Below are 13,464 nucleotides of genomic sequence, written 5' to 3'. Positions count from 1 at the left end.
TAATTTTTGAATGATATAAGGTAGATATTTAAGGTAGACGTAATGGCTAGAGAGTCAGGTAAGTCCTTATTAAACTCAATCACTCAACGCTTAGCAGCGGCAGATATCGAGCTGCAAATTCAGCAAAAACGTGTCAAAAATATTAACTTCCGCTTAAGACCTAATTTGCTAAGCGTATCTGTACCTTTAACTATTAACGTAGAGCAGATAGCGCAAGCCATCGATAAACGCGTGGACTGGGCACTCACTCATCATGAGCAAGTGCTCAAGCATTACGAGCGCAAACAACAGCTTGCCTCAATATCCAAGATAGCCTCTCAGTCAATTATGCTGTGGGGCGTAGCGCAAACCCTTACCCTAAACAATCAGCAAATGCTTGACTATTATCGTCAGCAGTTAACGCTAGTGATGCCAGATTTATTTGAGAAGTGGCAACCTATTATCAAAGCTCAAGCTGTAGAGACCCGTATTAAAAAAATGCACACCCGTTGGGGCAGTTGCAATACTCGTGCTCGGCGAATTTGGCTCTCGGTATATTTGCCCGCATATCCTATTGAGTGCACTGAATATGTTATCGTCCATGAGCTATGTCATTTGCATCATGCCAATCATAGTCGCGCTTTTTGGCAAACAGTTGAAAAAGCAATGCCAGATTATAAAAAGTGGCATGATATGCTGGCAGGTAAGACTGGTAGATTAGATTGAGAATAAAAGGTAAATCTATTACAAAAAAGGCTAACTTATGAAAAACGTTAACCAAACCAAGTTTTGGCAACAGCGCTATGAGAACGATAGTATTCAATGGGATATGGGTGAGGTTTCACCACCGCTTAAAAGATATATCGATCAGTTACCCGAGTCCGCAAAAGATCAAGCTATTTTAGTAGCAGGTGCTGGCAATGCTTATGAAGTAGGTTACTTGCATGAGCAAGGCTTTAACAATGTCACGTTAGTTGATTTTGCTGCTGCGCCAATTGCTAATTTTGCTAAGCGCTATGCTAATTTTCCTAAAGATCAGCTCATTTGTGCCGATTTTTTTGAGCTTTCTGCTGAGCAATATAGGTTTGACTGGGCACTAGAGCAAACCTTTTTTTGTGCGATAAACCCTGAGCGCCGTGACGAGTATGTAGAGCAGATGGCGCGATTATTGAAGCCAAAGGGTAAGCTAGTAGGATTGCTGTTTGATAAAGACTTTGGTAATAACCATCCGCCGTTTGGTGGTAATAGTGAGACATATCAGCAGCGTTTTCAATCGCACTTTAACATTGAGATTATGCAGCCTTGCTATAATTCGCATCCAGCAAGGCTAGGTAGTGAGCTATTTATTAAACTGCAATTGCAGTAATCTCACATTCAATATTTCGCCGAGCTATATGCTCTAAGCGCTGATAATAATCATCGGTTAAGTACAGTCTATCATGGGCTAATAATCCTTCCAAAACTGCAGTGCGTCCATTACGATAATCATCGATAGCAACGTGCGCATACTCTTGACGTACTGCTTGGGCATAACGCTCATAATCTGCCCAATCCGCACCCAAGATACTTAAATCCATATCTAACAAAAAAGCGGCATCACTATCTGAAATGTTGTCATTATTATCACCCAGTTGATGAGTAGCCGTCATTATAATTAGCGCATAGATACGCTGGTGCTGCTCAGCTGTTAGATGATTTTGCAATTGCGCTACAGCATATTTTGCGCTGTTTAGCTCATTATCTGGCTGAGTTGGGTCGTAAATAATATCGTGATAAAACAGCGCTAGGGCGACGATGTGCGGTTGTTCTAATTTATCTCGTAGGTGCGCAAACTGCTCAAATAAATGCTGAAGATGAGTCAAGTTGTGATAAGCGCGCACATACTCGCTGTAATGATTGGCGACATCCTGCCACAACGCCTGACTAATAACAGGCGTAATAGTATTGTCGATAGCTAATAAGTGCTCAGTAAAGTGCTTACTGAGACTATCCATAATCAGTGGTGGTGAAGACAAGCTTTTATTTATCTTTTTAGTTGTCATTGATCACTCTTCAGTCTTGGCTAGCAGCGCTCTCAAGCGCTTGCTTAAACACATCGCCCAGTAGATTGACATCATCAACGCGCGCGTAGTTAAGGCGAGTGACAAAGGCAATATGTCGGTGCGGCCCTGCCTCGGCAAGTGGTACAGCGATGGCATCCTGATTTTGCAAATGCAACTGACTCAATGCCATTTGCGGTACTAAAGTGGTGCCCATTTTTGCTAAGGCCATTTGAATTAAGGTATTCAAACTGGCATCAGAAAAGCTAGATTTCATCTTTTCCCGATCAAAGTGACAAACTGACAAGGTTTGATCGGTCAGACAATGCCCTTCGCCAAGGAGCATCAGATTCGCCGTTGCTAGCTCATCAGCATTAATAGTTTCAAGCTCGGCATGGACATCATCTTTAGGGAATACTGCAAAGAAGTCCTCATTCCAAAACTCAAAGCTATGCAGCCCATCAACTGCGTAGGGCAGCGCGATAATAGCTGTATCGATGTGACCATAACGTACTTGCTCTAGCAAGCGCTCCGTCTGTTGCTCGATAATGGTCATACGAAATTCGGGATAATGCTGACGTAAGGCAGGCAATACTTTGGGTAGTAGATAAGGCGCGATAGTCGGGATAATGCCCACAGTCATAGGATAGGCTAATGGCGTCTGATGGCTTTGCGCGCGTGTAGTCAGGTCATTGACCTCAGAGAATACCCGCTGAGCACGAGTTAGGATATCCTCCCCGATTGGGGTGATAAGTACTTGTTTATTGTTACGCTCGAAAATCTGCGTATCCAGTTGCTTTTCAAGCTCAGCGATACCTAAGCTCAATGCAGATTGTGAGATATTACAGTCTTCAGCTGCCCGTTTGAAGTGACGGTGTTTGGCGACGGCTAAAGCAAATTCGAGTTGGCGTAGAGTAATCATAGAAATCCTTTAATAACTGGCTTTTATTAGAATAATAGATATTTAAATCGCTAAAAAATATCACAAATAAACATAAAACAGCTGCGTTTGAATATTACTTTTCTGGTAAGTATTTAATAGTGCCATTCTATAATGAATTGGGCCGTAGACATAGCTGGTTTACGTATGTTTAGACAATGAACAATACTCAGTAAACTAGTTTACCAAGATTAATAAAACAAAACATCAGGATAAAAACTTTTAATTAGATTAATTATAGAATTCGCGTATAGTTTATCAGGTAGTCAAGAGCAATAAGACTTAAACAACAACAAATTATTAACCATTAACTATAAAGGAGCCTCACATGGCGTCTATTATCAATCAAGAAATTCCAGAGTTTTCAGCAGATGCGTATGTAAGCGGTGAGTTTAAAACCATCACCTCTGAAGACGTAAAAGGCAGCTGGGCTATTTTCCTATTTTACCCAGCTGATTTTACCTTCGTTTGCCCAACTGAGTTAGAGGACATGGCATCTCATTACGAAGAGCTAAAAGGTCTAGGCGTAGAAGTCTATTCAGTATCAACCGATACTCATTTCACCCATAAAGCGTGGCATGACTCTTCAGACGCTATCGGTAAAGTGCAATATCCGATGATCGGCGATCCTACAGGCCGTATCACTCGTGGCTTTAACGTTATGATCGAAGAAGCTGGTTTGGCTGAACGTGGCACTTTCTTAGTCGATCCAGACGGACTGATTCAAGTCGCTGAGATTCATGCTGGCGGTATCGGTCGTAGCGCAAAAGACATGCTACGCAAAGTAAAAGCGGCACAGTATGTCCGTGATAACGATGGTGAAGTATGTCCAGCAGCATGGGAAGCAGGTCAAGCAACCCTAAAGCCAAGTCTAGATCTAGTCGGTAAAATCTAAGCTATTTGATAGTTGTTAGATAGTAAGATCTAAGTACAGAAAACCCCATTAGCTTCGGCTTATGGGGTTTTTTAGTCGTTGAATTTAAGCAGTTGTAGATATGTACAGTTATCGGATTTAGACAACTATTAAGTTTTGCAATATCTTATTTGAATATGCTAAGGATGAGACTGCACTTTGTTTTTATCTATTATTTTATAAATCTCATCTTTAAGCTGTAATTTGCGCCGCTTCATTTGCTCAATTTCATCGTCACGGCTGGCGTTTTGCACTCGGTCTTTATCGAGCTGATTGATCTGCTGGTCAAGCTGCGTATGCTCTTCAAAAATAACCGCAAAATGACTGTCTTTTAATTTGAGCTCACTAATAATGTCTTTATTATCTTGCCAAGTATCTGTTTTTCTCATGTGATCATCCTTGTTATTAAGTGTTTGTAGTCCTTCGATGTTTAAGCTCTCGTGTATCGCTACAAATAGTTGTTCTAGAACAGCTTGCTAAAACATTGGGTGAAGATGCATAAATGTAGAAAGGTTACTGACTGAACCGTAATGCACCAAAGATACGTTATTATTAAGAGTTGTTATGATTTTTACCCTTTTAATAATGCAATCTATTCTCGATTGTAGCGAAATTATGATGGCGATACCACTGTCATGTCTATATTTATTATTTATAATACTAAACGCATATCAATATACGATTGGTTTTACTAAACTTAGTATTTGAGTTTCTCAGCTTGCTCGAAGGTCACAAAGACACGATAATAGAATCATCAAAAGTCATACGCCAAGTGCCAATTGCGCTAGTTGTTATTGACTTTATAATATCTAAATAGTTATTTACTTTTATAAATAGGAATTATTATGATTGACCAAAGCTTACTAGATGCCGTTAAGAGCTATAGCGAAAAGATGACTCGTCCTATTACCTTTGTATTAGGTAGTGGTGAACATAGCAAACGCGCTGAGCTCATTGATTTTTTATCGAGCATTGCTAGCACGACAGACAAGATAAATTTTGACCCTAAAGCGAATGACAATAGCTTGCCAAGCCCAATCAGCTTTGCAGTACGCAGCCATAAAGACGATATGCTCGTTGATAATGGCATCGTATTTAGTGGTATTCCTGGCGGGCATGAATTTACCTCGCTCATTTTAGCCATTTTACAAACAGGTGGTCATACGTTAAAGCTAGATGAAGGTATTCAAAAGCTAGTTAAGCGCTTTAACGAGCCATTACAGTTTCAGACTTATGTGTCTTTATCGTGCCATAGCTGTCCTGAAGTGGTGCAAGCACTAAACCAGTTCTCGCTACTCAATGAAGGCATTAGCAACGAGATGATCGATGGTGCTTTGTTTCAGGAGCAGGTGGAGGCGAACAATATTCAAGGCGTGCCTGCAGTATTCTTAAACGGTAAGCCATTCGCTAATGGCCTAATCGATACGGCTAAGCTGATTACCAAGTTACAAGAGCAATTCCCTAACTTGGTGGGCGAGGGTAGCGATGAGCAAGCGGAGCAATTAGAGCAGCAAGACGTCACTATCATTGGGGCAGGTCCAGCTGGCGTTGCCGCTGCGATTTACACCGCTCGTAAGGGTCTAAAGGTGACTATGGTCGCTGATCGTATCGGTGGTCAGGTCAAAGACACCCAAGATATTGAGAACTTAATCTCAGTACCATTAACGACGGGTACGCATCTATCAGCAGATTTTGTTAAGCATTTGCAAGAGTACAATATTACCCTTAAGCAGCACGTTACTGTAAAAGAGATAGATGAGACTGTTGATGAAAACTATAGCATTCATCTGAGTACGGGCGAGAGCTTTGAGACGCGTAGTATTATCTTAGCGACTGGGGCGCAATGGCGTAAGCTGAATGTACCGGGGGAAGAAGAAAATATCGGTAAAGGCGTGGCGTATTGTGCGCATTGCGATGGGCCATTTTTCAAAGGTAAAGAGATCTCCGTCATCGGCGGTGGTAATTCAGGCGTTGAGGCCGCGCTAGATTTGGCGGGTATCGTCAAGCACGTCACGGTACTCGAATTCGCTGATGAGCTAAAAGCGGATCAAGTGCTTATTAATAAAGCAAAAGAGAAGTCGAATATTGAGTTCATCACAGGCGCTATGACTAAAGAGATTAAAGCAACTGATGGCAAGGTAAGCTCTATCGTCTTTGAAGATCGCAAAACGGGCGCTACTCATGAGCGCGACTTAGCTGGAGTATTTGTACAGATTGGCTTGATACCGAATACTGATTTTATCAAAGGCTTTGTCGATACGAATCGCTTTGGCGAGATTGAGATTGATGAGCGCTGCCGCACTGATCGCAAAGGTATTTTCGCTTGCGGTGATGTAACGACAGTACCTTTTAAGCAGATTAATATTGCTATGGGCGAAGGATCAAAGGCAGCGCTATCAGCTTTTGAGTACTTAGTTATGCAGTAAATTCAATATCATAAAACGTTTCTAAGTTAAACTATGACCACCTTAGCTAATAATAGCTGAGGTGGTTTTTTTGTGGAGTTTCACACTATCAATTCTCATATTAAAACAGCACTTATTAAAAAAATATTATCCTGTGCGTTACAGATGTGTGTCTTTAATGCGATAATACATCCAATGAAATCATTACCGCACTATAACCAGCTATTGAATAGTGGTTTGTCAAATATGACTAAAGAATGCAAGGAAGATAGCAATGGAGTATATTCAGGAGTTTTTCTCCCTGATTGGAGATTTAACGTGGGGCTGGGCACTGGTCCCGATGCTCATTATTTTTGGCCTATTATTTACTATTGTAGGTAGGTTTGCTCAGTTTAGATATTTTAAACGCATGTTTAGAGTATTTAAGACGGATGAGGTGGGCGACGAGGGAATTTCTGCCCGTCAGGCTTTGCTAGTGTCTATCGGCGGACGTGTTGGTGGTGGTAATATCGCTGGTGTCGCCGTTGCAATCTCTCTGGGTGGTCCAGGTGCGGTGTTCTGGATGTGGGTCGTGGCCTTAATTGGCATGATGACCAGTATCGTTGAGTGTAGTTTGGCTCAGCTATATAAGCGTAAAGATACCGATGGTAACTTTCGCGGTGGTCCTGCGACCTATATCTTGCACGGTTTAGGTAAAGACTATCGCTGGCTTGCCGTCATTTATGCTGTTTCTCTATTATTATCTTTTTCTATTGGGTTTGTAGCGTTCCAAGGCAATACGGTGGCAGGTTCTGCGCTTGAAAGCTTTGGTATCGATCGTTGGATATCAGGTGTGGTGCTGGTCATTGCGGGTGGATTTATCGTTTTTGGTGGCATCCAGCGCATTGCAAAAGTCGCTGACGTGGTCATCCCTGTGATGGCGCTGATCTATATCGGTATGGCGCTTATTGTGATAGGACTGAACTTTACAGAATTGCCTTCACTCATGGTGCTGATTGTCAAAAACGCCTTTGGTATTGAGTCTGTGGTAGGCGGTGGTATTGGGGTGGCGATTGAGCAGGGCATGAAGCGCGGCTTATTCTCTAACGAGGCAGGGTTGGGTTCTGCACCTAACATTGCTGCTACCGCTTATGCGACTCACCCTGTTAGCCAAGGTATATCGCAGTCATTATCAGTATTTATCGACACGATAGTCGTATGTAGTGCCACCGCATTTATGATTTTGCTTAGTGGGGTGTATCAACCAGGCGCTGAAGTCGATGGTATTGTACTGGCTCAGCAAGCGCTTAGTAACCAGCTCGGAGATTGGTCACAGTATGTATTAACCATAGCGTTATTGTTATTTGCCCTAAGCTCTATTATGTATAACTACTACATGGGTGAAAACTCCATTAACTTTTTGGTCAAAAAGAATATCAAACAAGCGACGTTTATTTTACGAATTGTGGTTATTGGAGTATTGTTCCTCGGGGCAGTAGCACCTACGGCAACCGCTGTGTTCTTCTTCGCTGATCCGTTAATGGGTGTGCTAGCTCTAGCAAACTTACTGGCGTTGATTATGCTATTCCCACGCGCCAAGCGTTTACTTGATGACTTTGCAAGACAATTAAAAGCTGGAATTAAAGAGCCTTTATTCGATGCGCAAGAGTATGAGAAGTTAGATATTGATCTAAGCGCATGGGGTAAAGAGGCGGTAAAAGAGGCGTTAGATCAGAAGCAGTAGTCTTCATTTGATCTACGCTTTATAAATAAAAACCACTTCAGCCTATTATCATAGTTGAGGTGGTTTTTTGTGCTTAATGCTACTATTAATTTATATTATTTAGTTTAAAAAGGATTTTATAGTAACGTAAAAAATGAATCGAAAATTGATAATAAACTTATTTAAGATATGAAAATGAGTTTAAAATTTCTACTAAGCCTAATAAAGGATTACTATTTATTTTACGTTCCATGTGTGTCATGTTATAAAAAGTGCAAAAATTTTCATCTGTATTTGCTTCTTTTTTATCTCTAAAACAATAACCTATATATAGTTTTAAATCATCTATATTACTTTGTAAATAGCCGCCTTCAATATTTTTAATGTCATTAATTTCAGTCAACTCACTATATGATACTTTGTTTGTATAAATGTTCTCAATAATGTTTGGTCTAACGGTTACTATGTAAGCAACAAAAGCTATTAGTAATAAATTGATATAGTGCAAGCTATTTACCCGAAAACTTGATACCAATATTTTTACATTCAACATAACTCTTTCAGATTGTCTATAAGATATTTTATTTTCGGATAAAAGACACGCTATAAGCTCGAATAAAATCATATGATGATCAACATATTTTAATTGTTCTATTATCTCGTATGATTTAAACAAATTTCTTTGATATTCGCTCATTGAGTCACTGTTCTCAGTAATATTGAAACGAGGTAATGTTGCCTTAATATCAATAAACTTCTGTAGGTAAGTATTTGAATCAATACCTATACCATATTCTGCTTTAATGGAATGTTCCAATTGCTCTTGATTAACGGAAAGCACAAAGACTACGTTTTCAACTGAAAAGAAATGTTTAATTTTTTCTAAAATTTGAACTGCGAATTTTGGTCTACAACGATCTAACTCATCAATTATAATAATTAGCGGTTTTTCAGATTGATTTACAGCTGCTGCTATTTTAGATAAAACAATTCTATAATTCTCAAACAAGCCCTTAGTATTGTGATGTGAGAGAAACTTTTCTTCTGCAAACCTATTAAATTGTTCTGAAATATCTTCAGAAATATCGTCTGTTACTCTAGATAAGGATTCAATTTCAGCTTCGCCTACTGCATTTAAAGTTAAAGCTTTAAGACCTACCTTTCCAGTCCAAATTAATAATCGTTTACTAACTTCAACAGTTTTTTCAAAAAACTCTTCACGTCTTTCATCTTTCGCTCCTAGCTTGTTTTTGATGAAATCATCAATTTCAAATGCAATAGGAACAAAGGCGTCATCAGTGTAATCAATTTTAAATGCATCAATATAGATACATGGAAAACCTTCTGATTCAAGTTTCGTCTGCCACATATTTATAAAAGTAGTCTTACCTTCTCCCCATTGACCGTCTAAAGCAACGACTAACTCATCTTTATTAGCCACTATAATATTAGTGAGGTTATCAGCAAAATCTTCGCGATTCAGCAAATCGTTAGCAAATGGATTATCTTTATCAATAATAAACTTTGGTGGTTTAACTCGCATTAATTATATCCCTTTATTGGTTTATTAAATTTAGTATTAATAGTAAAATTTTTTAATATACAGTTTTGAGACATTACCAATTGAAGATATTATATTGTCTAAGTTAAACTATACATTATTTCTATGTATTATTATTCAAAAGAAAGCCCATCCAAATTTTGGACGGGCGCAATTAGCAGAGGTTTGTAAAAGGTTTAGCTAGTTTTTATTCCGAATCAAAGCAATAACAGGAATAGCAACCACATACATCAGAACTCCATAGACCGCAGCAGGTAACGCGATAGCGGGCAGACTCGCAGTTGTGCCCATAATAATAGGTGCAAGCGTAATCGCCGTTGTGCTATTTTGAATGCTAGTTTCTATCGAGATAGTTTTAGTATCGGACCAATTTAGCTTGAACGCTTTTGCAATCATAATACTCAAAGCAAATAAAGTGGCGATAATAAATACTAGCTCAAGCCCAATAACGCTGACTTGTGATTTTAGTAATTCCCAATTAGAAGCCACCGCTGCGAAGACAATCAACACAAAAAAGACGCTGGCAAGCCCGTTTAAAATATTACTTCTACGCACCATAAAGTCGGTGAATTTATGACGAGCTAGCATACCTAAAGTGACTGGTAGAGTGGTCAGTAAAAACATCACTATACCGATCTTTACCGCACTAATAGAGCGGGCTTGATCCTGCAAAAAGTAATCAAAGGCAAAGGTAATCAAGATAGGTAGCGTAATGACTGAGAGCAGACTGACTGTGCCCGTAAGCGCAACTGATAGTGCGACATTGCCCTTGGCATAAAAGGTAAGCATATTACTGGTGACACCGCCTGGACAAAAACTGATTAGCATAATACCGAAAGCAATAATCGGTGGTGGTGACATGACCAGTACGACGACTAAAGCCACTACAGGTACTAGGATAACTTGATTAAATAGACCGATGAAAAAGGCCTTGGGATAGGCACTAATCACTTTAAAGTCGCTACCTTTGAGTCCAGTCCCCAAGGTAAACATAATATAGGCAAGAGCTAAAGGTAATAAGCTGAGAGCGATGTTACTCATGGAACTTTCCTTGTAAAAAACAATCATAATGATAAATGAGATTGACGGTTTATCTTCCTGATGCCGCCTGCAAAACAACTAATAAGTTATCCAATAGAGCAATATTCTAATAAATTAATGTTGAATCATACCAGACCTTAGCTTATTTATAATATAAAACAGTGCACTCGATAAAGAGTAATAAAAAAAGGCCTACAAATTTATGTAGGCCTAATGATTGTTTAATAATCGTTTAATGACTGCACAATGACTGTCCTGCAGATTATTTATACTCAGTCATCAAGCAAATCCATCTTTTTAGCTGCCTCATAAATACCGGTTGAGCGCGCGCCCGTACGACAAAATATTAGAACAGGCTGCTCAGCTTGATTAAAAAAGTCAGCAAAGTCCTCGACATGCTGCTGAGTCAGACCAGTACCTGCAAAAGAGATTTCTTTATACGCAATGCCTGCCTGCTCAGCAGCGGCAGCAATATCAGCACTTAGTGGCTGATTGCTCTCTTCACCATCAGGACGATTATTGATAATGGTTTTAAAACCTTGCTCGCCGAGTGTCGCAACTTGTTCAGGCGTGATTTGCCCTTGGATATTGATATTATGTGCCATAAAATTTCCTTAATGGGTATTATTGATTGAATAAAATAGGGTGTGCTGGCTTTTTATAACAGGCCTTGCATCAATGCACTTTGATACAGTAATTTTGCACGCGCACCTGTACCACAGAACATCAAGATCGGCTTAGGAAAGGCATGATAAAACTGGGCAAATTGCTCGACAGTAACCATGCTCAAACGCTCGTCATCAAAAGGTAGATGATGATAAGCCAAATTGGCTTGTTCAGTAGCCATCGCCAAATCTTGGCTGCTTGGCTGAGTAATATGCTCATCATCAGGACGAATATTAATGATCGAGCGATAGCCTAATTCTGCAAGTTTGGCGCATTGCACAGGATAGATTTGTTTATAGATAGTGATGTTTTCAGTCATAAGTAAAGTCGGTTGCTTGAATTAAGTGATGTTATTAAAAGCTAACAATAGGTTTAGTATTACAGTGACCCATCATAACGGTATTGTATGGGGGACGGCAACAACCATTATAAGTTTAAAATAATCTAAAGATCTTTTAGCGCAATCACAGCATCAATAGTACTCAGATAAACTTGTCCTGAGAGCTCGGTGATTAAAGGCGTATTGCCGATGATATCCATAACAGGGCCTTTAATAAAGCTAAAGTGCAAATGCTTATTATCAAGGATAAGCTCCTTATTGAGCGTCATGAGCATCTCTTGAGCAGTGAGATCAATATGATTGACCGCCGCCATAATTAAGATAATCTCACGGGCATCCTCGTATTGCTTGGTCGCTCTCAAGACATGCTGGTGTACCGATTCGCTATTACCAAAGAACAGACTCTCATCAATACGCAGCATCACTAAATTATGAAAAGTAATCACATCATGACGGTTAATATTACGAAAGTGCCCAGTACCTGCTAGCTGACCGACCACCGCTACATGCGGCTGACTAGATTGTAATATAAGGCTGGCAAAGGACACCATTAGACCAATCACCAAGCCAGTATTGAGTCCAAATACTAATACGCCAACGAAGGCAGCGATAAAGCTCGCCGCATCCAAGCGATCGCGTTGCCATGCTGATTTAAAGGTAGCAACATCGATCAGTCCAACAATAGAGGCCATAATCGTCGCACCCAATATCGCATAGGGTAGTGGCGCAAGCGCAGCGCCAAAAGCGATCAATGCGGCAATCATCACCAGTACCGTGACTAAGCTGGCAAGGGGCGTCCTAGCGCCTGAGTCAGCATTGATTGCGGTACGCGAGAAGCCACCAGCGATAGCAAAGCTCTGAAACAGGCCGCCTGCGATATTTGCCAGTCCGAGTCCTGTCAGCTCACGATTGGCATCAAAGCGCTCATCGCGCACGCGAGCATAGGTGCTCGCCACTGAGCTACTTGAGACAAATACGATCAGCGCCATAAGAGAAGCAGTAGGCAAGAGGTTTAGCGCTTCACGCACATTAGGCGTATGCGGCAGAGTGAAGCTTGGTAACCCCTGCGGAATCTTGCCGATAGTAGCAACCCCAGACGTTGACCAATGGAGAGTCAAGCTCATTAGTAGCGCTGCTATAAGTAACAGAAGTGGAAACAAGCGCTCAGCCCACTTAGCAAGGCTGGCTGGTAGCCATGAGCGCCAGATCCACTGACTGGCATAGCGATTGGCTACTAACAGTATAAGAGCGCTGACGCCAATGAGTAGCGTTAGTGGATGTAGCTGCTGCGCGTACTTGATCATGCTGGACACATAGCCAACTAAGCTATTGCCCGCTACAGGAATAGCGGTAAGATATTTAAGCTGGCTGACAAAGATTAGTACTGCCGCACCACTGATAAATCCTGCTGAGACGCCGCGACTTATAAATTGCATAATCCAGCCAAGCTTGAGCCGTCCTGCAATGGTCAATAATACACCGACCATCAGCGCCAGCAAGCTCGCCATCAGCACATATTGCTCAGCACCTTGATCTGCATAGGCATGCAGAGCACTAGCGGTCATGATTGCTGTGATAGCGACGGGACCCACTGCTTGCACATTACTTGAGCCGATCCATGCATAGACGATAACAGGCACGATTGCCGCATATAGACCATAGACAGGTGGTAATCCTGCTAGTACTGCGTACCCTAGACTTTGCGGAATGACCAGTATACCTACCACTAAGCCTGCGACCACATCAGTCGGTAAAGTCGTGAGCTGGTAGTGACGCAACCAAGCAGGTATCAGACGGGTAGTGATAGAGGGCATATTTAAATAGTATCGTTTCAATTAAATATTAGTTTATAAGATCATGAGCTTGAAAGATCAATAA

At 40.8% G+C, this 13,464-nt stretch carries 13 protein-coding genes; 5 read left to right on the top strand and 8 right to left on the bottom strand.

The genetic code is table 11. The annotated features are described in order from the left end of the window. Positions 1–42: 42 nt before the first annotated feature. Positions 43–705, top strand: a complete 663-nt coding sequence (locus tag Q9G97_RS10960) for a M48 family metallopeptidase (RefSeq protein ID WP_305898844.1) — start codon at positions 43–45, stop codon at positions 703–705. A gap of 37 nt (positions 706–742) precedes the next feature. Further along, on the top strand, positions 743–1,345 hold the full coding sequence (locus Q9G97_RS10955) for a methyltransferase domain-containing protein (RefSeq protein WP_305898843.1): 603 nt from the start codon (positions 743–745) through the stop codon (positions 1,343–1,345). Here Q9G97_RS10955 and Q9G97_RS10950 read toward each other — a convergent pair. Beyond that, positions 1,326–2,021 carry a hypothetical protein gene (locus Q9G97_RS10950; protein ID WP_305898842.1) on the bottom strand — a complete coding sequence of 232 codons (696 nt, stop codon included), beginning with the start codon at positions 2,019–2,021 and terminating at the stop codon, positions 1,326–1,328. The two genes, Q9G97_RS10955 and Q9G97_RS10950, sit on opposite strands and share 20 nt — an antisense overlap. A 10-nt stretch (positions 2,022–2,031) precedes the next feature. Then, positions 2,032–2,940: a hydrogen peroxide-inducible genes activator gene (locus Q9G97_RS10945; RefSeq protein WP_305898841.1), complete on the bottom strand. Its 909-nt coding sequence runs from the start codon at positions 2,938–2,940 to the stop codon at positions 2,032–2,034. Between the two features lie 346 nt (positions 2,941–3,286). On the opposite strand from Q9G97_RS10945, the gene ahpC reads away from it, so the two are divergent. Then, positions 3,287–3,853, top strand: coding sequence for an alkyl hydroperoxide reductase subunit C (gene ahpC, locus Q9G97_RS10940; protein ID WP_201570077.1), 567 nt, complete (start codon positions 3,287–3,289; stop codon positions 3,851–3,853). 158 nt (positions 3,854–4,011) lie between these two features. Here the strand turns inward: ahpC and Q9G97_RS10935 are convergent, their stop codons facing one another. Then, a complete protein-coding gene (locus Q9G97_RS10935; RefSeq protein WP_201570076.1) occupies positions 4,012–4,260 on the bottom strand; it encodes a YdcH family protein in 249 nt (82 codons plus the stop codon). Positions 4,261–4,716: 456 nt separating this feature from the next. Here Q9G97_RS10935 and ahpF point away from each other — a divergent pair, with 456 nt between their 5' ends. Then, positions 4,717–6,297, top strand: a complete 1,581-nt coding sequence (ahpF, locus tag Q9G97_RS10930) for an alkyl hydroperoxide reductase subunit F (protein WP_305898840.1) — start codon at positions 4,717–4,719, stop codon at positions 6,295–6,297. Positions 6,298–6,550: 253 nt separating this feature from the next. Continuing rightward, positions 6,551–7,999: a sodium:alanine symporter family protein gene (locus tag Q9G97_RS10925; protein ID WP_305898839.1), complete on the top strand. Its 1,449-nt coding sequence runs from the start codon at positions 6,551–6,553 to the stop codon at positions 7,997–7,999. Between the two features lie 157 nt (positions 8,000–8,156). Here Q9G97_RS10925 and Q9G97_RS10920 read toward each other — a convergent pair whose 3' ends face one another. The 5 genes from Q9G97_RS10920 to Q9G97_RS10900 form a co-directional block, all read right to left on the bottom strand. Continuing rightward, positions 8,157–9,521 carry a P-loop NTPase fold protein gene (locus Q9G97_RS10920; protein WP_305898838.1) on the bottom strand — a complete coding sequence of 455 codons (1,365 nt, stop codon included), beginning with the start codon at positions 9,519–9,521 and terminating at the stop codon, positions 8,157–8,159. 198 nt (positions 9,522–9,719) lie between these two features. Next, positions 9,720–10,580 (bottom strand): bile acid:sodium symporter family protein, encoded by an 861-nt coding sequence (locus Q9G97_RS10915; RefSeq protein ID WP_305898837.1) that lies wholly within the window; start codon positions 10,578–10,580, stop codon positions 9,720–9,722. Positions 10,581–10,852: 272 nt separating this feature from the next. Next, positions 10,853–11,185 carry a TIGR01244 family sulfur transferase gene (locus Q9G97_RS10910; protein ID WP_201570068.1) on the bottom strand — a complete coding sequence of 111 codons (333 nt, stop codon included), beginning with the start codon at positions 11,183–11,185 and terminating at the stop codon, positions 10,853–10,855. 53 nt (positions 11,186–11,238) lie between these two features. Beyond that, positions 11,239–11,565: a beta-lactamase hydrolase domain-containing protein gene (locus Q9G97_RS10905; protein ID WP_201570067.1), complete on the bottom strand. Its 327-nt coding sequence runs from the start codon at positions 11,563–11,565 to the stop codon at positions 11,239–11,241. 125 nt (positions 11,566–11,690) lie between these two features. Then, positions 11,691–13,400: a SulP family inorganic anion transporter gene (locus tag Q9G97_RS10900; RefSeq protein ID WP_305898836.1), complete on the bottom strand. Its 1,710-nt coding sequence runs from the start codon at positions 13,398–13,400 to the stop codon at positions 11,691–11,693. Positions 13,401–13,464: the final 64 nt, after the last annotated feature.

This window comes from Psychrobacter sp. M13, assembly GCF_030718935.1.
Taxonomy (GTDB): domain Bacteria; phylum Pseudomonadota; class Gammaproteobacteria; order Pseudomonadales; family Moraxellaceae; genus Psychrobacter; species Psychrobacter immobilis_G.
The sequence above is the reverse complement of the archived record's forward strand: the minus strand, read 5'-3'. Positions and strand labels throughout refer to the sequence as shown.